The sequence below is a fragment of the Pseudomonas sp. Irchel s3a18 genome, from assembly GCF_900187535.1.
GTDB lineage: Bacteria > Pseudomonadota > Gammaproteobacteria > Pseudomonadales > Pseudomonadaceae > Aquipseudomonas.
On record NZ_FYDV01000009.1, the window covers coordinates 1 to 15,272 of the forward strand.

General features: G+C 59.4%; 14 protein-coding genes. 9 read left to right on the forward strand and 5 right to left on the reverse strand.

Annotation, left to right across the window (positions count from 1 at the left end; genetic code table 11):
* Positions 1-382 precede the first annotated feature (382 nt).
* Positions 383-1,414, reverse strand: coding sequence for an Ldh family oxidoreductase (locus CKW29_RS14200; protein WP_095147443.1), 1,032 nt, complete (start codon positions 1,412-1,414; stop codon positions 383-385).
* A 145-nt stretch (positions 1,415-1,559) separates the two neighbouring features.
* Between CKW29_RS14200 and CKW29_RS14205 the strand changes: the two genes are divergently transcribed.
* The 7 genes from CKW29_RS14205 (at position 1,560) to CKW29_RS14235 (ending at position 8,685) form a co-directional block, all read left to right on the forward strand.
* Positions 1,560-2,435: a MurR/RpiR family transcriptional regulator gene (locus tag CKW29_RS14205; RefSeq protein ID WP_095147444.1), complete on the forward strand. Its 876-nt coding sequence runs from the start codon at positions 1,560-1,562 to the stop codon at positions 2,433-2,435.
* A 13-nt stretch (positions 2,436-2,448) separates the two neighbouring features.
* A complete protein-coding gene (locus CKW29_RS14210) occupies positions 2,449-3,204 on the forward strand; it encodes a transporter substrate-binding domain-containing protein (protein WP_095148701.1) in 756 nt (251 codons plus the stop codon).
* Positions 3,205-3,315: 111 nt separating this feature from the next.
* The gene (locus CKW29_RS14215) at positions 3,316-4,035 is read left to right on the forward strand and encodes an ABC transporter permease (protein ID WP_095148702.1); all 720 of its coding nucleotides are present in this window, start codon (positions 3,316-3,318) and stop codon (positions 4,033-4,035) included.
* Complete coding sequence (locus CKW29_RS14220) at positions 4,032-4,742, forward strand: ABC transporter permease (RefSeq protein WP_095147446.1); 711 nt, start codon at positions 4,032-4,034, stop codon at positions 4,740-4,742. Before CKW29_RS14215 ends, CKW29_RS14220 begins: the two co-directional genes overlap by 4 nt.
* Positions 4,743-4,793: 51 nt before the next feature.
* The gene (locus CKW29_RS14225) at positions 4,794-6,035 is read left to right on the forward strand and encodes an FAD-binding oxidoreductase (RefSeq protein ID WP_095148703.1); all 1,242 of its coding nucleotides are present in this window, start codon (positions 4,794-4,796) and stop codon (positions 6,033-6,035) included.
* 17 nt (positions 6,036-6,052) lie between these two features.
* A complete protein-coding gene (locus CKW29_RS14230) occupies positions 6,053-6,841 on the forward strand; it encodes an amino acid ABC transporter ATP-binding protein (protein WP_305887442.1) in 789 nt (262 codons plus the stop codon).
* A gap of 788 nt (positions 6,842-7,629) precedes the next feature.
* The gene (locus CKW29_RS14235; protein WP_095148704.1) at positions 7,630-8,685 is read left to right on the forward strand and encodes an alpha/beta fold hydrolase; all 1,056 of its coding nucleotides are present in this window, start codon (positions 7,630-7,632) and stop codon (positions 8,683-8,685) included.
* A 325-nt stretch (positions 8,686-9,010) separates the two neighbouring features.
* Here the strand turns inward: CKW29_RS14235 and CKW29_RS14240 are convergent, their stop codons facing one another.
* From CKW29_RS14240 to CKW29_RS14250, 3 genes are all read right to left on the reverse strand, one after another.
* Positions 9,011-9,448, reverse strand: a complete 438-nt coding sequence (locus tag CKW29_RS14240; protein WP_095147449.1) for an NUDIX domain-containing protein — start codon at positions 9,446-9,448, stop codon at positions 9,011-9,013.
* A gap of 389 nt (positions 9,449-9,837) precedes the next feature.
* Complete coding sequence (locus CKW29_RS14245) at positions 9,838-10,533, reverse strand: tRNA (adenine(22)-N(1))-methyltransferase TrmK (RefSeq protein ID WP_305883054.1); 696 nt, start codon at positions 10,531-10,533, stop codon at positions 9,838-9,840.
* A 228-nt stretch (positions 10,534-10,761) separates the two neighbouring features.
* Entirely contained in the window at positions 10,762-11,220 is a 459-nt protein-coding gene (locus CKW29_RS14250) for a helix-turn-helix domain-containing protein (protein WP_095147468.1), read from the reverse strand.
* A 135-nt stretch (positions 11,221-11,355) separates the two neighbouring features.
* Between CKW29_RS14250 and CKW29_RS14255 the strand changes: the two genes are divergently transcribed.
* Positions 11,356-12,639 carry an MFS transporter gene (locus CKW29_RS14255; protein ID WP_095147451.1) on the forward strand — a complete coding sequence of 428 codons (1,284 nt, stop codon included), beginning with the start codon at positions 11,356-11,358 and terminating at the stop codon, positions 12,637-12,639.
* Positions 12,636-13,532: an EamA family transporter gene (locus tag CKW29_RS14260; protein ID WP_095148705.1), complete on the forward strand. Its 897-nt coding sequence runs from the start codon at positions 12,636-12,638 to the stop codon at positions 13,530-13,532. Before CKW29_RS14255 ends, CKW29_RS14260 begins: the two co-directional genes overlap by 4 nt.
* Before the next feature lie 146 nt (positions 13,533-13,678).
* Here the strand turns inward: CKW29_RS14260 and CKW29_RS14265 are convergent, their stop codons facing one another.
* Complete coding sequence (locus tag CKW29_RS14265) at positions 13,679-14,704, reverse strand: NAD(P)-dependent oxidoreductase (RefSeq protein WP_159950297.1); 1,026 nt, start codon at positions 14,702-14,704, stop codon at positions 13,679-13,681.
* Between the last annotated feature and the right edge of the window lie 568 nt (positions 14,705-15,272).

Consider the following 15,272-nt stretch of genomic DNA (forward strand, 5'->3'; position numbering starts at 1 on the left):
TCTTGGCCAGGTCGACCCCAATTCGCATAAGCTTCATGTGTGGACTCCTTCTCACCGTTGACTGTGGTTCGCACTTTCAGTCTGGCACTCAAGATGCCGAAGTGAGGAGGAGTCCATCCCATTGCTTTTGGCTGTGGATTCAACCGGTCGATGCAACAGGCAGTCATGACAGGCAGCCATTGGCTGAAAGCACAGACAACCGTGAAAGACATTTTTGGCCGATGGGTACAGGCATGGCCCCCCACTGGGGTGTCGACTAGCTGGTTCCACCCCATGCCGAGCAAGACTTGAACCCTTGAAACAAGCCCCCCACAAACTCAGGTCTCGAGACCCCGGCCTTGGCCCCAAGTTGAACAGTGGTAAGGGACTACAACCAACGCTCTCAACCCGCCAGTTCGCGCAACCGCGCAAGCTCGGACGCCGGTAACGCAATGCCTTCGGCCAGGGACTTGGCCCGCTCCTGATAACGCCGGTCACCGGGCATGCGCTGCAAGCCCACCGCACGCATCTGCCGCACCAGTTCTTCGCTGCGGCTGGCGAAGTTGGCGCCTGCGGCCTTGCTCGGGTCGATCACGATGATCAACTGACCGGTCCACGGCGTTTGTGCGCCGGGGTGCTTGGACCAGTCGAATTCAAACGAGAAGTTCCCGCCGGTCAAGGCGGCCGCCAATAGTTCGACCATCATCGACAGGGCCGAGCCCTTGTGCCCGCCAAAGGGCAACAAGGCGCCTCCCGCGAGTATCGCTTGAGGGTCCCGGGTCGGTTGGCCCAGGCTATCGACCCCCATGCCTTCGGGCAATAACTGCCCCTTGCGCGCGGCAATCTGTACATCGCCGTGGGCGATGGCGCTGGTGGCCAGGTCAAAGACGATGGGGTCACCACCGGCGCGGGGTGCGGCAAAGGCAATCGGGTTGGTGCCAAACAGCGGCCGTTGCGCGCCATGGGGCACCACGCAGGTCATGCTGTTGACCACGCTCAAGGCCACCAGGCCTTCATCGGCAAAGGGTTCGACGTCCGGCCAGAGCGCGGCGAAATGGTGAGAGTTGCGAATCGCCAGGACCGCGATTCCGGCGCTGCGGGCCTTTTCAACCAGCAACCCACGGGCCGCGGCCAAGGCTGGCTGGGCGAAGCCATTGCCGGCATCGACCCGCACAAAGCCCGAAGCCACATCCTCGACCAACGGCACGGCCCGACCCTCCACCCAGCCGCTGGCCAGCGACGACAGGTAACCGGGAATGCGGAACACCCCATGGCTATGGGAACCGTCACGCTGGGCACTGGCACAGTTGTGAGCCAGCACCCGGGCCACCTCGGCCGAGGTGCCATGACGCTCGAGGATCCGTTGCAACATCTGACTCAGATCGGCGAACGAAACGGGCTCCACTGCGGGCAAGGCGGCGTTGAGTTGGGACATGCTGAGGCTCCAGTCGAGTTGTTGTTATGGCTGTGGAACAGCGTGACGAACTATCCGGCCGTGACAGTTATCTGTCAAATATTGACTTTATGACAGAAAACATCCACTTTCTTCCGCAAGCGCTGAATAACAACAGGAAACAGCCTTGAGCCAGCCGATCAAACAACGCCTTGAAAGCAGTCTGTCAACCGCCGCCGCCTCCGGTCGGGCGATTGCCAATTACATGCTGGCCAACCTCTATGAGCTGCCGTTCCAGACCGCTGCCGATATCGCCGCGAAGTTGAACGTCAGTGAATCCAGCGTCGGGCGTTTTTGTCGCTCCATCGGTTATAGCCACTTCAAAGACCTGAAAAACGACCTCAAGGCCGACCTGGGCGATGGCCCGTGGCTGGTTGGCGATCGTTTGCAGGAGTTCCGCCAGCAGGCCAGTCAAGGCCCGCAAGGTTTACCCCGCAGTTTCGAGCTGGAAGTCGCGGCGCTGGTCAAGGTCTACGAATACAGCCTCACCCAGGCCTGGCACACCGTCAGCCAGCGCTTGGCCACTCGGCGCAAGGTGTTCGTCGCCGGGTTCCAGACCGAACGCGGCATCGCTGCCTCCATGGTGCATCTGCTGCAGTACCTGCGCGATGACGTGCACTGGGTCGACGGTGCCGCCGGGCATTACGCCGAAGTGCTGCTCAGCGCCCCCGAGGACAGTGCGCTGGTGGTGTTCGAAGCCCGCCGCTATTCGCGTCACGCCCTCACTCTGTGCCGCAAGGCCCGCGAGGCGGGAATCCCCGTGACCCTGGTCACCGATACCTTTTGCGATTGGGCCGAGCAGAACGCCGACGAAGTGTTCCGCGTGCCCACCGAGTTCAACCTGTTCTGGGAATCGACGGCGGCGATGCTGTCGCTGGTGCACCTGCTGGTCAACGACGTCTGCAAGCAGCTGGGCCCGGAAGTCGAAAAGCGTCTTGAAGCGATTGCGGTCCTACACAACGAGTTCGTTGGATACACATCGTCACCCAGCTCAAAACAATAAAACGAGGTGCTAGATGAAACACGTCATTCGCTTTGCCAGTGCATGTGCAATGGTCCTGGCCGGTGCAACCGGGGCGCAGGCTGAAGTACTGAAGATCGCCACCGAAGGGGCTTACCCGCCGTTCAACTACGTTGACTCGGACAACAAGCTGCACGGTTTCGATGTGGACATCGCCAACGCGCTGTGCGAACGCATGAACGTGCAGTGCAGCATCGTCGCCCAGGACTGGGAAGGGATTATCCCGGCGCTGATGGCCAAGAAATACGATGCCGTCGTGGCCTCAATGATCGCCACGGATGAACGCAAGCAGAAAATCGATTTCACCCATCACTACTACCGCACTCCCCTGTCCGTGGCCGTGCCCAAGGACTCGAACATCACTGACGCCCAGACCAACTTCAAGGGCCTCACGGTCGGCGCCCAGGCATCCTCGACCCAAGCCATCTATGCCGAAGACCATTACGGCCCGGCGGGAGCCGACGTGAAGTTCTACCCGACCCTGGATGAAGCCAACAGCGACCTGGCTGCCGGCCGGGTCGACGGGGTGATTGCCGACAAGTTCCCGCTGCTGGCCTGGATCGACAGCGCCGGCAAGGACTGCTGCAAGATCATCGGTGACGTCAACGGCACCACCGCCGATGCGTCCATCGCGGTGCGCAAGGGTGACGACGCCCTGCGCGAGCGCTTCAACAAAGCGCTGGATGAAATCGTCGCCGACGGCACCTACAAGAAGATCTCCAGCCGCTACTTCTCCTTCGATATCTATTGATCCCCTGGCCCTCAGGCGAGCCTGAGGGTCGTTCCGTGCCGACACGTTGCACCGCCCCTTCCCCAGGGGCGGCGAGCACGTGCGAGCTTAATTGACCGAGAGGGTTCGAGCATGTTCGAAAACCTGTCACTGCTATCCTTCGCCAGCGGCGGCTGGGGTTCGGCCTTGGTGGCCGGCGCCCTGGTGACCATTGTCCTGGCCCTGAGCTGCCTGCCGATCGGTCTGCCGCTGGGCTTGGGCCTGGCCTTGGCCGCCCGCTCGCGACGACGCTGGCCGCAGGCCATGAGCACGGTTTTTTCCACCGTGTTCCGCGGGCTGCCCGAGTTGCTGACGCTGTTGATCATCTACTACGGCTGCCAGATCGGCGCACAGAAACTGTTGGCCGCGATGGGCTACGAGGCCGAAGTTGCGATCAATCCTTTCGTCGCCGCGATGATCGCCTTCAGCCTGGTGTTCGCCGCGTTCTCCAGCCAGATCTGGCTGGGCGCCTTCAAGACCGTACCCAAGGGCCAGTTCGAAGCTGCGGCCGCCCTTGGCCTGTCCCGGCGCACCACCTTTACCAAGGTGGTACTGCCACAGCTGGTGCGCATTGCCCTGCCGGGCCTGTCGAATAACTGGCTGTCGCTGCTCAAGGACACCTCGCTGGTGTCGACCATCTCTCTGGTCGACCTGATGCGCCAGACGAACCTGGCGGTCAGCGTCACCAAGGAACCGATGCTGTTCTACACGGTGGCCTGCTTTGGCTACCTGTTTTTCTCGGCCATTTCCGGCCGGTTGTTCCAGTTCCTGGAGCAGTATTTCAGCCGCCATCAACGGAGCGTTCGCCCATGAGCTTCGATGAATTGCAGAACCTGTTCCTCAGCCCTGACTTGTTGGAGCGCTATGGTCCACGCTTCATCGATGGCCTGTTGGTGACCGCCAAGCTGGTGGCCATTTCCTTCACGCTCGGCGCCCTGCTCGGTCTGCTGATCGCGTTGGGCCGGTTGTCGAATAACCGCTTTATCAGCCGTTTTACCAGCGTCTATGTGTATTTCTTCCGCGGCTCGCCGCTGCTAGCCCAGCTGTTCATGCTCTATTACGGCCTGGGTTCGTTCAAAGGCTTCTGGCAGGACGTGGGCCTGTGGTGGTTCTTCCGTGACGCCTGGTTCTGCACGCTCCTGGCCTTCACCCTGAACACGGCGGCCTATCAGGCCGAGATTCTGCGCGGCAGCATCCTGGCCGTGGCCCAGGGCCAGCGCGAAGCCTCGAAAGCCCTCAGCCTGTCGCGCTGGACCACCTTCCGCAAAATCATCCTGCCGCAATCCCTGTTGGTGGCCATCGGTCCGCTGGGCAATGAACTGATCCTGATGATCAAGGCCAGCGCCATTGCCTCGCTGGTGACCATCTACGACTTGATGGGGGTGACCAAGCTGGCCTTCTCGCGCAGTTTCGACTTCCAGATCTACCTCTGGGCCGCCGTGCTCTACCTGCTGATCGTGGAAGTGGTGAGGCGCAGCCTGAAAGCGCTGGAGGGCCGCCTCGGCCGTCACCTGCAGTAAACCGGTTTTTTCTCGGGCTGCCGTGAGCGCCCCTGCATCAAGGATCTACCCATGCATTGCGAAACCATCGTTCTGGGCGCCGGGATTGTCGGCGTCAGTACCGCACTCCAGTTACAGGCCCGTGGCCGCAAGGTCGTACTGATCGACCGCCAACAGCCGGGCAATGGCACCAGCCACGGCAACGCCGGGCTGATCGAGCGCGCCAGCGTGATTCCCTATGCGTTCCCGCGCCAGCTCTCGAGCCTGGTGCGCTACGCCCTCAACCAGCAGTCGGACGTGCGCTACAGCCTGAAACACCTGCCCAAGGCCGGGCCGTGGTTGCTGCAATACTGGCGGCACTCTGGGGCCAAGGGATTGGCCGCCGCGACCCGGGCCATGTTGCCGTTGGTGGAGCGCTGCGTCAGCGAACATGACCTGCTCTCGGCGCCGGCCGGCATGGACAAGTTGATCCAGGCCAGTGGTTGGGTCGAGGCCTACAGCGCGCAACCGGCGTTTGCCAAGGCCCAACGCGATGCCGCCGCGCTCAAGGACTATGGCCTGAATTATGAAGTGCTCGACCGGGACCAGGTGCATGCCCGTCAACCGGGCTTGCACAGCAGCGTGGTCGGCGGCATTCACTGGCTGGACCCCAAGACCGTCAGCGACCCCGGCGGCCTGACCCGTGGTTATGCCGAACTGTTCGTCAAGCGCGGTGGCGTGTTCGTGCTCGGCGATGCCCTCTCCCTGCGCCAGCGCGTCGGTAAATGGGACGTGCAGAGCGAACAGGGCCTGGTGATTGCCGACGAAGCCGTCGTGGCCCTCGGCCCGCAAGCCCGGGGCATCTTCGAACCCTTGGGGTATGACATTCCGCTGGCAATCAAGCGCGGCTACCACATGCACTATGCCGCCCTGCCTGGCACCCGTTTGCAACAGCCGCTGCTCGACCCCGTGGGCGGTTATGTCCTGGCACCGATGGTGGGGGGCATTCGCCTGACCACGGGTATCGAGTTCGCCGACAGCGAAGACCCGATCAACGAAATCCAGTTGCGTCGCTGCGAAGAACTGGCACGCGCCTTCTACCCGCTGGGCGAACGCCTGGACGCCGAGCCCTGGCTGGGTCGCCGCCCGTGCCTGCCGGACATGTGCCCGGTAATCGGCCCGGCACCGCGGCACAAGGGTTTGTGGTTCAACTTCGGGCATGCCCACCATGGCCTGACCCTCGGCCCGGTCTGCGGCCGTTTGCTGGCCGAGTTGATGACCGGCGCCATGCCCTTTACCGACCCTGCCCCATACAGCGCCGAGCGCTTCCACTGATTGCCGGAGACCAGACCATGAACGCCCTCTCTGCCCTTGTAGATACGCCGCTCGCCGCTCGCCCCGACACCCGTAAAGTGGTGGTCGATATCGCCGGCCTGAACAAGTTCTATGGCGCATTCCATGTGTTGCACAACATTGACCTGAAAGTTCGCGAAGGTGAACGCATCGTGCTCTGCGGGCCTTCCGGCTCCGGAAAATCGACACTGATCCGCTGCATCAACCGGCTGGAAGTCGCCGAAAAAGGCCGCATCCTGGTCAACGACACCGACTTGTCCCAGACCACCCGCGAGGCCGCCAAGGTTCGTAGCGAAGTGGGCATGGTGTTCCAGCATTTCAATCTGTTCCCGCACATGAGCGTGCTCGACAACTGCACCCTGGCCCCGATCTCGGTACGCGGCCTGAGCCGCAAGAAGGCCGAGGAATTGGCCCGGCATTTCCTGCAAAAAGTCGGAATCGCCAGCCAGGCCGACAAGTACCCCAGCCAGCTCTCGGGCGGCCAGCAACAACGCGTGGCCATCGCCCGGGCGTTATGCATGGAACCGAAAATCATGCTGTTCGACGAACCCACCTCGGCGCTCGACCCGGAGATGGTCAGCGAAGTGCTGGATGTGATGGTGAAGCTGGCAGGCAGCGGCATGACCATGCTGTGCGTCACCCACGAGATGGGCTTTGCCCGGCAAGTGGCCGAGCGCGTGCTGTTTCTCGACGGCGGCCAGATCATCGAGGACGCCCCGCCCCAGGACTTCTTCAGCGCCCCGAAAAGCGCGCGGGCCAAGGCGTTTCTTGCGCAAATCGTACACTGAGGCGGCGCAGGCGCGCGGCTTGCAAAGCTCTAACCGGCGCCAACCGCCGACATTCATCCAGGTCATGTAAACAACTGGACAGCAGCTGGCATCCGTTGCCAGCGCGACAACGACTCTGCCCTTGCTGTATCGAGGGCAGCGTACTCTTTGGCCTGACACACCAGTTGGGGCACCTCGGATAGCAACCACTTGTTCCGGACACGGAATTTCCGACACCGAGGCCAGCTATGGGTCCAGGCTGTGTAAAAACGCCTGCATCATTTTTAGGTCTGCGTTGCTACGTGAAATCTGCCGGAGTTCTGGTCAAATCAAGACCTGAAATTTGCGTGGGATCGCGTTATTTGACCCGATTCAGATCGCCGTTACTGGTCGAGAACGTTTTTACACAGCCTCGGTCGTTAGCGGCTCTTTGCGACCGGCAGCAGTCGGCCCAAAGTGTGTAAAAACGCTTCGCCAAAATTGAAGTGTGCGCGTCTACGTTAAATCTGAAATTTATCGGCACGTCAGGCAGATGTGGGTTTCGCGTAGAAGCGCGATTTCCAGTCCAGTTTTGAGTACCTGTCGCGCTCAAAAACGTTTTTACACACCCTCGGCCAAAAGCGAACGTCAGCCTTCTCGCTAAGACCGCGAATAGCGTTAACGATGAAAATTATGAGCGGCGGTTCGAATCTGGGCTTTAATGCCCGTGCTTGTATGCAACCACATTAATTTCGACTCCGTAGGAAGGTGGATGCGCCTTACGGCGGGGTCAGGTGCTATGCACTTGTCTAATCAAGGAAGAAACGACATTGAAAATAGCTTTCGGCGCCCTGTTGTTGGCTTGGCTGACGACTATCGCATTTGCTGACGAGAACCCCGTCGGTTTCCAATCTTCCACACTGCCGGATTCGCACAATGACCGCGCACTGGAGATGGTTGTTTGGTACCCGAGTGCAACTACCGCAGCCACGCAACTGATCGCCGATACTGTGGTGTTTGTTGGTGCCTCTGCCGTTCGTAACGCGCCGCCATCTGCCGGCGAACATCCATTGGTGGTGCTATCCCACGGATACAGGGGTAACTGGAGCAACCAGATTTGGCTTGCCAGTGCTCTGGCTCATAGGGGTTACATCGTCGCCGCAATCAATCACCCTGGCACCACCACCCATGACCTCAGCCCTCAAGCAGCTGCGCAGTTATGGCAGCGGCCCGTTGATCTGCGCCGAGCCATTGATAGGGTCACGACTCAACCTGAAAAATTTGGCCAGGTCGCCAATGGCCGAATTGCAGTAGTGGGCCATTCACTCGGCGGCTGGACCGCCCTGCAGATCGCCGGTGCTCGTTTCGATCCAGACCTGTTCGCCCATGACTGCAAAGCCCACCCGCAGTTAGCCGGTTGCATCGTTTACGGACAGATAAGCCCCGCAAACACCTCAGAATCAAAGGCCGCGCTGGCCGCCGATTGGCGCGATAAACGCGTCACTGCCGTGGTTACATTGGACCTGGGCCTTTCACGGGGTCTAACCAATGAAAGCCTGGCCGCGCTGCCTGTACCCTCTCTGGTGATCGCTGCCGGCGTACCGTCGCGCGAACTTCCCGCTGAGTTGGAGTCTGCCAACCTGGCCAAACGCCTGCCTGCGGCGTCAAGCCATTACGTCGAGATCAGCGACGCAAGCCATTTCAGCTTCATGTCGATGTGCAAACCTGGTGCGCAGGTAATGCTCGAAGAAGACGTACCAGGCGATGGCATCATTTGCCGGGATGGCGATAACGGTCGCGCTCGTGGGTTGATTCAGCAGCAAATTACATCACTGATAGCAGAGTTTCTGGCGCAATCACCTGGCTACAAAAAAGACAGTTTGTAAACTGATAGTACTGACTTGCCGCGGCTCAACGAAAACGCCGTAGGCGCCATTTTAGCGCCCATGCAATCTCTCGGATCGTTGGCCTGGGATGAGAGCTGGGCCGTAAGCGGCCATTCGTGGACGGCTGCTTTCGGCCGAGGCGGTGTAAAAACGTTTTAGAACACGTTTGATAGTCGGGCTTGGAGCAAAAATCGCGCTCCTACGCAAGTTTCTGGTCTGCTGATTACACAAGCACACCTGCAGATTTTACGTAGCAACGCAGACTTCAAAACGGCGCATGCGTTTTTACACACTCTGGGCCAAAAGCAGTCGTTCGGCAGATGAATCAGGGATGCTTGTCCGTCCAGTGCCCACGCGCTTCCAAAGCCTCGCACAAAAAGACCAGCGCTCGACGAAAGACAGGGTGGCAATCGGTATAGGGTAACTGGTCGAGCGAAGCCCAGAAAAATTCGAAAAGGTGGCCATGGTCATCGAGCGTCTGATGAGACCATTGCTCAGGTAGTGGTCCACCTGGCTGGCACAGTTGAAACGACCAGATCTGACCGTGATGACCGGTATCCCAACACCCTAGATCGTCTTTGATTATGGCTGCACTTATACCAGACTCTTCCGCTAGTTCACGCAGGGCCGCTTGCCCCGGTGTTTCCCCCTTTTCAATGGTGCCCTTTACCAGTTGCACCCCAGCTTGCGGATGACGGAACAAGAGGATCCTGGGGAGCCGCGTGGATGAAAGAACTACTGAGCAGGCCTTGTCAGGGAGCATGGCGATTTCCATATCGGCAATGAAGGCTGGCCATCATACGCTTTCAGGTAAGCCGTGACGGGTGTGGGCCGAATGCTTACTGGGCATTGTGAACATCTGCAATGGGCCGATAGCGGCTCTCACTGCCAGGCAGCAGTCGGCCGGAAGCTGTCATTCAGATGTGTCTACGAATTTGAGGGCGATTCAAATTGGCCCTCGATTCGTCTTAAGCTTTGTACGAAAAGTGCCTACGCGCCGATCATGCCGCGTTGAAAACCGGCTCGGACGCGAGCCCGGTCGGAATGCTCATTGACAACCCAATAGTCGAGCGCGACCCCGGCCGCTCCTCGCCTGTGTTTGCCTTGCCTGATCGCCGCTCGGCGACTTTTCGTACAACCCCTGGACCGGACTCAAGCCAGTAGCTCGGTGATCCACCGGGCCTGCCGGGCGATGTCTTGCACCTTCTCCTCGGGCACGGCCTGCCGCGCCCGGGCGAAGTGGGTCAGGGTCTGCTGCTTCAGGCGCAGCATGCGCTGCCACTTGCGCAGGAATGCCGGGCTGCGTGCCTGCATCTGCAGCGGGCCAAAGTACAGCTCCTCGGCGGTGTACAGCACCGGCCCGGCGCGCTCGGCGACGATGATTTCGTAGTCGAAGCGGTTTTCCCGCAGCACTTCCTCGCAGAGGATGCAGTAGCCATTTTCCATCAGCCATTGGCGCAGTGGCTGCTCGCCGCCGTTGGGCTGCAGGATCAGGCGTTCCTGGCCGCTCAGGCGCGCCTTGCCGCTGTCGAGGATGTCGCGGATCGTCTCGCCGCCCATGCCGCAGAGGCTGATCGCCGTGATCCCGTCTCCCGGTTCTATCGCCGCCAGGCCGTTGGCCAGGCGCACAGTAATCCGCAGGTCTTGGCCGTTCTCGCGCACGGTGCGTTCGGCCGAGCGGAACGGCGTCAATGCCACCTCGCCGGCCACCGCCGCCGCGATGGCGCCACGGCGCATCAACGCCACTGGCAGGTAGCCGTGATCCGAGCCAATATCGGCCAGGCGCGCACCTGCTGGCACATGCGCCGCCACGCGCTCCAGGCGCATGGACAATGTCTGTTCGTTCAACTGCAGCCCCTTTTCACCACGAACGTCCGGCACCTCTGGCCGGATCGGGGCGCAATTCTGTCGAGCAACGCCGTGCATTTCAACTTTATGCGACAAGGGCCATGGCTCGACCCGTACCTACCGCTCGCGAAGAGGCGCAAGCATCATGACTCTGCGAGACTGAACACCTAGCAAACTGGCTCGAATGCCCCTAGGGTCGTTCTGGTATGAGGTAAGTCTGCTGTCGATTCACGACTCGTCGGCAACAAGTCTCACTCTGTGGCAGTCAGACGGTCCAAGTTTTTGACCGCTTGATGAGCGAACATCAATCGGCATTAGAGCCTGTCCGGACTCGTTGTCCAACAGCACAGAACGTATCTCTCCCGGCTCGAACAGGAAACGTTCGCCCCACTGCCTCATACTGACCACAACCGGAAAGATTTCCCGTCCTTTGTTCGTAAGAACGTACTCCTTGTAGGCGCTGCCATCTGACGCCGGTCGAACGTCGAATACACCGACCTCAACCAACGTTTTCAGTCGCGATGCCAGAATATTCTTGGCCACGCCCAAGCTTTTTTGAAATTCGCTGAATCGGCGAATGTCGTCAAATGCGTCGCGGATGATCATGAGCGACCAGCGATCTCCAATTACCTCCAGTGTTCTTGCTACCGGGCATTCGCTGCTTTGCGGTGAAGCACCTTCGACCATCGTATTTACCTTTTGGATAAGGATTGCCAAGTCTGTCGATCAATCTGGCTCAATGTAGTTGCAATTTGAAACCTGATCCAGCAACAATTGAAACAGGTTTTGAATTGAAACCAGTTTAACGCCATGGAGGCGTACATGACAGCAGATGCCGACTCAGCCACCAAACGTTTCTCCAGGCAGCCTTCGGGATTGCCGCATACGGATACCGGAGAAATCAGCAGGACCGACCGGTCTCCGGGGCTTTCTCCGTCACTCACGTTATTGTTTTCCGTCACCTGCGCACTTGCAGTAGCCAATGTTTACTTTGCCCAACCCTTGCTGGCCTCAATGGCGCAGAGCCTGGGCGTCACCTCAGGATTGATCGGGGTCGTGGTGACGGCCACTCAGGTTGGATACGCACTGGGGTTGCTATTGATCGTACCGCTGGGCGATATGGTCAACCGTAAACGGCTGATTTTCACTCAAGTGATCCTGTCTGCGATTGCGCTGGCGGCAGTTGGCGCATCACAGCAATGGCTGGCCCTGCTGGGGGCCATGATCGTGATGGGCTTACTGGCAGTGGTCGTTCAGGTGCTTGTGGCCTATGCCGCCGTGCTGGCAACGCCATCACAACGTGGGCAGGCAGTGGGAACAGTAACCAGCGGAGTTGTCCTGGGTATTCTTCTGGCACGGTTTGCCTCTGGGCTGATCGCAGATCTAGCGGGCTGGCGCGCCGTTTATTTCGTTTCCTCAGGATTGATGCTGACCATCGCGGCGGTGTTCTGGAAAGTGGTTCCTGGCACAGTGTCGCCACGCAATCAACACTCCTACCAAGCGCTCATCGGGTCACTGTTCAAGCTGTTCATGACCGAACCGGTTTTGCGGATCAGGGGCCTGCTGGCCTTACTGATCTTTGCCGCTTTTTCCGTGCTATGGACATCTATGGTGCTGCCGTTGAGCGCTCCGCCACTGACGCTTTCACACACTGCCATCGGCATGTTTGGCTTGGCCGGCGTCGCCGGTGCCCTTGCTGCCAGAAAAGCAGGTCGCTGGGCCGATCAAGGTTTGGGACAACGAGTTACCGGCATTTCGCTGGGGCTCCTGACGCTTTCCTGGTTGTTCATCACTTTTGCCGAGACGTCCCTGATCGCGCTGGTTTGCGGAGTGGTCTTGCTCGACTTCGCGGTGCAAGCAGTACACGTCACCAACCAGAGCCTCATTTTTGCTGCACGACCCGATGCCCAAAGTCGCATGGTCGGCGCCTACATGTGCTTCTACTCGGTCGGTAGCGCGCTGGGGGCGGCAGCCGCGACACAGGTTTATGCGCTCTGGGGCTGGATGGCAGTAAGCCTGCTGGGCGCCTTGATCAGCGCTACAGCTTTGGCGCTGTGGGTTCTTACGAGTCATTTCTCGACTACCACTCAAGGAAGATCAGCATGAAAGCCGGGCACCTACTACTCGCAATCTCGATTACTGCCATATGGGGCTTGAATTTCTCGGTGATCAAACTGGGCCTCATCAGCGTTGACCCGCTGATTCTTGCTGGTATTCGCTTCACGCTTTGCGCCCTTCCAGCAATCTTTTTCATTCCGAAACCTGATGTGCAGTGGCGCTATATCATCGGTTACGGTCTGGTCTTCGGTATCGGACTTTGGGGCGTCGTTAACATTGGCATCAAGTCTGGTCTATCAGCAGGAATCGCTTCGCTGGTGCTTCAGTTCAGCGCGTTTTTCACCCTCCTGCTGGGCTCATGGATTTTCAAGGAAGCGATTTCCCGCTACCAACTTGCGGGTATAGGTATCGCCTCCTGTGGCTTGTTGAGCATCATCTCAATTGCTGATGGGACAGTAACGATGGCCGGGCTGGTCTTGACGCTGCTGGGAGCGGTCGCCTGGAGTGCGGCCAACGTGATCAATAAAAAAGCGAAGACCACTCAGGTCTTCGCTTTCCTTGTGTGGTCCAGCGCGTTTTCGCCCATCCCTTTGTTCGCGCTTGATTACGCGGTGAACGGCTCGACGGGTTACAGCGCATTGGTGAACCAACTCGACTACCGCGCTGTCCTGTCGATCCTGTTCCAGGTATACCCCAATACACTGTTCGGCTACTGGGTGTGGAACTCACTTCTGAAACGATATCCAGTGTCTACAGTCGCGCCATTGTCCTTATTGGTGCCGGTATTCGGACTGCTCGGTTCAGTCATGATTTTCAATGAGAGCCTGTCACTCAACAAAATAGTTGCCGTCGTTCTCATCGTGTCGGGGCTAGGTGTCGGCTTATACGGACAGCGCGTCCTCAGTACGGTGCTCAAGCGCTCTGACCGATGCCCATCGTGATGTAACAACACGAGCTGGAAACCTTCTGATCACTGCTGAAGCCTAGGGTGACTTCCGTGCTCAAGCCTTAGCACGAAGACATCATGGATTCATGCGTTAAGAATGACTGGCAGCCATGGGTTCGCGAGCAAGCCCTCCCCCACAGGTCAAGGCGCAATCTGCCCATTCACCCGCAACCAGTCCTCGGACCGGCGCAACCCGTCTTCCAGGGAAACCTTCGGTTCATAACCCAACAAACGCCGGGCCTTGGCGATCGAGATATCGCCGGTACGGGCGAGCATGTACATCGCGTCCGGGGTGACTTCACTGTTGATCTTGAACAAACCGTTCACCCGCCAGATGAAGTGGGTCAGCGCGGTCGCCAGTGTGAGGGGCAGCGTTCGCGGTGTGCCGCTACGTCCGGCCCAGCGCCAGTGATTGGCGAAAAACGTCTTGCAGGTGGTGGGGCTGGCGCTGCTCAGATGGAAGATATGCCCCCGCGCCTGAACAAGGCCCGCCGCCAACATGATGCCGTCGAGCAAATCCTCGACGTACACCGGAGTGAAAACCCCCTTGCCACCATTGGGCAGAATCAATGCCCCGGCCTTGGCCATTTTCAAGGGTTCGATCAGCCAGGCTCGCGAACCCGGACCGTACACATCCCCCGGACGCACAATGGTGCAATCGATCTCCCCCGCCGCATGGCTGGCCAGCACCACGTGCTCGCTCGCGCCCTTGGCCACGCCGTAGCGATATTGGTCGCCGATCACCACGTCGCTGGACTCATCGGCCATATCCGGGTAGTTCCAGCCCAGCGCCGCAATTGAAGAAATGTGCAAGAAACGCTTTGCACCACCGGCAATCGCGACGTTCAGGCAGTTGCGCACACCTTGCACCGACACTTCGCGATAGAGTGCCCAGGGCGCCGCGAGTGATACCACCGCTGCGGTATTGATGAACAACTCGCAACCCCTGGCATGCTCGGCCCAGACCTGTGGCCGGGTCAAGTCGCCGGCAATGACATCGTTGTCCGGGTCGGCGTACAGATCCATGCCCCGAACCTGTGCGCCCAGCGCTTTGTAGCGCTTGAGCAGCGCCTTGCCGATAAATCCGTTGGCGCCGGTGATGAACACCGAACGGGGAGCCTCCGGTTGTTGCCCACCGGAGCCAACGGGCATGGTTGCCTTAGTCATACGAAAACCTCGCAACGTGCTCGGGGCCGTCGCTCTGAGTGCCATTCTTGTCGTTGAGGATCACGCAGATCCTTCGCTAGCTTGCGGCACCCTGATGATCCGGATTGTTCATTTCACGCCAACTTTCAATCAGATCGTGCCTGTGAAGTAAACCGTAGCGGGTAATGTGCAAAGGTGAGCGTGACCTCGAAAAGTCTGCTGATGAACGGCGTGCTTCATGGATTCGATGAACTCCCCTTTGGCTTGGTATTTCCACACCCTCGGCAGCCCCTCTGATGCAGGTAAGGAAGAACCGCATGAACCCCATCCTGAATACGTTGACCCTCGCCGCTGCGATGATCGCGCCGCGAGCGACTGCGTAACGGCTAACGAATAAGTTCGGGTTCGAAACACCGACCTCCATCGATAGCAGCCCTTCACGACAGACCACTCCCAGCCGTTGACATAGGCAATGCTCTATTGCGGGCCGAAATCGCAACGGGAGTTTTTCAACGGACCCGGCCAGAAGCGGACGCGCAAAGGAGTCATGGACGACCAGGTTTCCAGGTCATTCGATCATCCGGATGTC

Excerpts from the sequence above, each read along its gene's own strand:
- CKW29_RS14200 (WP_095147443.1), bottom strand. The coding sequence starts at position 1,414 with ATGTCCCAACTCAACGCCGCCTTGCCCGCAGTGGAGCCCGTTTCGTTC.
- CKW29_RS14210 (WP_095148701.1), top strand. The coding sequence starts at position 2,449 with ATGAAACACGTCATTCGCTTTGCCAGTGCATGTGCAATGGTCCTGGCC.
- CKW29_RS14215 (WP_095148702.1), top strand. The coding sequence starts at position 3,316 with ATGTTCGAAAACCTGTCACTGCTATCCTTCGCCAGCGGCGGCTGGGGT.
- CKW29_RS14220 (WP_095147446.1), top strand. The coding sequence starts at position 4,032 with ATGAGCTTCGATGAATTGCAGAACCTGTTCCTCAGCCCTGACTTGTTG.
- CKW29_RS14225 (WP_095148703.1), top strand. The coding sequence starts at position 4,794 with ATGCATTGCGAAACCATCGTTCTGGGCGCCGGGATTGTCGGCGTCAGT.
- CKW29_RS14230 (WP_305887442.1), top strand. The coding sequence starts at position 6,053 with ATGAACGCCCTCTCTGCCCTTGTAGATACGCCGCTCGCCGCTCGCCCC.
- CKW29_RS14240 (WP_095147449.1), bottom strand. The coding sequence starts at position 9,448 with ATGCTCCCTGACAAGGCCTGCTCAGTAGTTCTTTCATCCACGCGGCTC.
- CKW29_RS14250 (WP_095147468.1), bottom strand. The coding sequence starts at position 11,220 with ATGGTCGAAGGTGCTTCACCGCAAAGCAGCGAATGCCCGGTAGCAAGA.
- CKW29_RS14255 (WP_095147451.1), top strand. The coding sequence starts at position 11,356 with ATGACAGCAGATGCCGACTCAGCCACCAAACGTTTCTCCAGGCAGCCT.
- CKW29_RS14260 (WP_095148705.1), top strand. The coding sequence starts at position 12,636 with ATGAAAGCCGGGCACCTACTACTCGCAATCTCGATTACTGCCATATGG.
- CKW29_RS14265 (WP_159950297.1), bottom strand. The coding sequence starts at position 14,704 with ATGACTAAGGCAACCATGCCCGTTGGCTCCGGTGGGCAACAACCGGAG.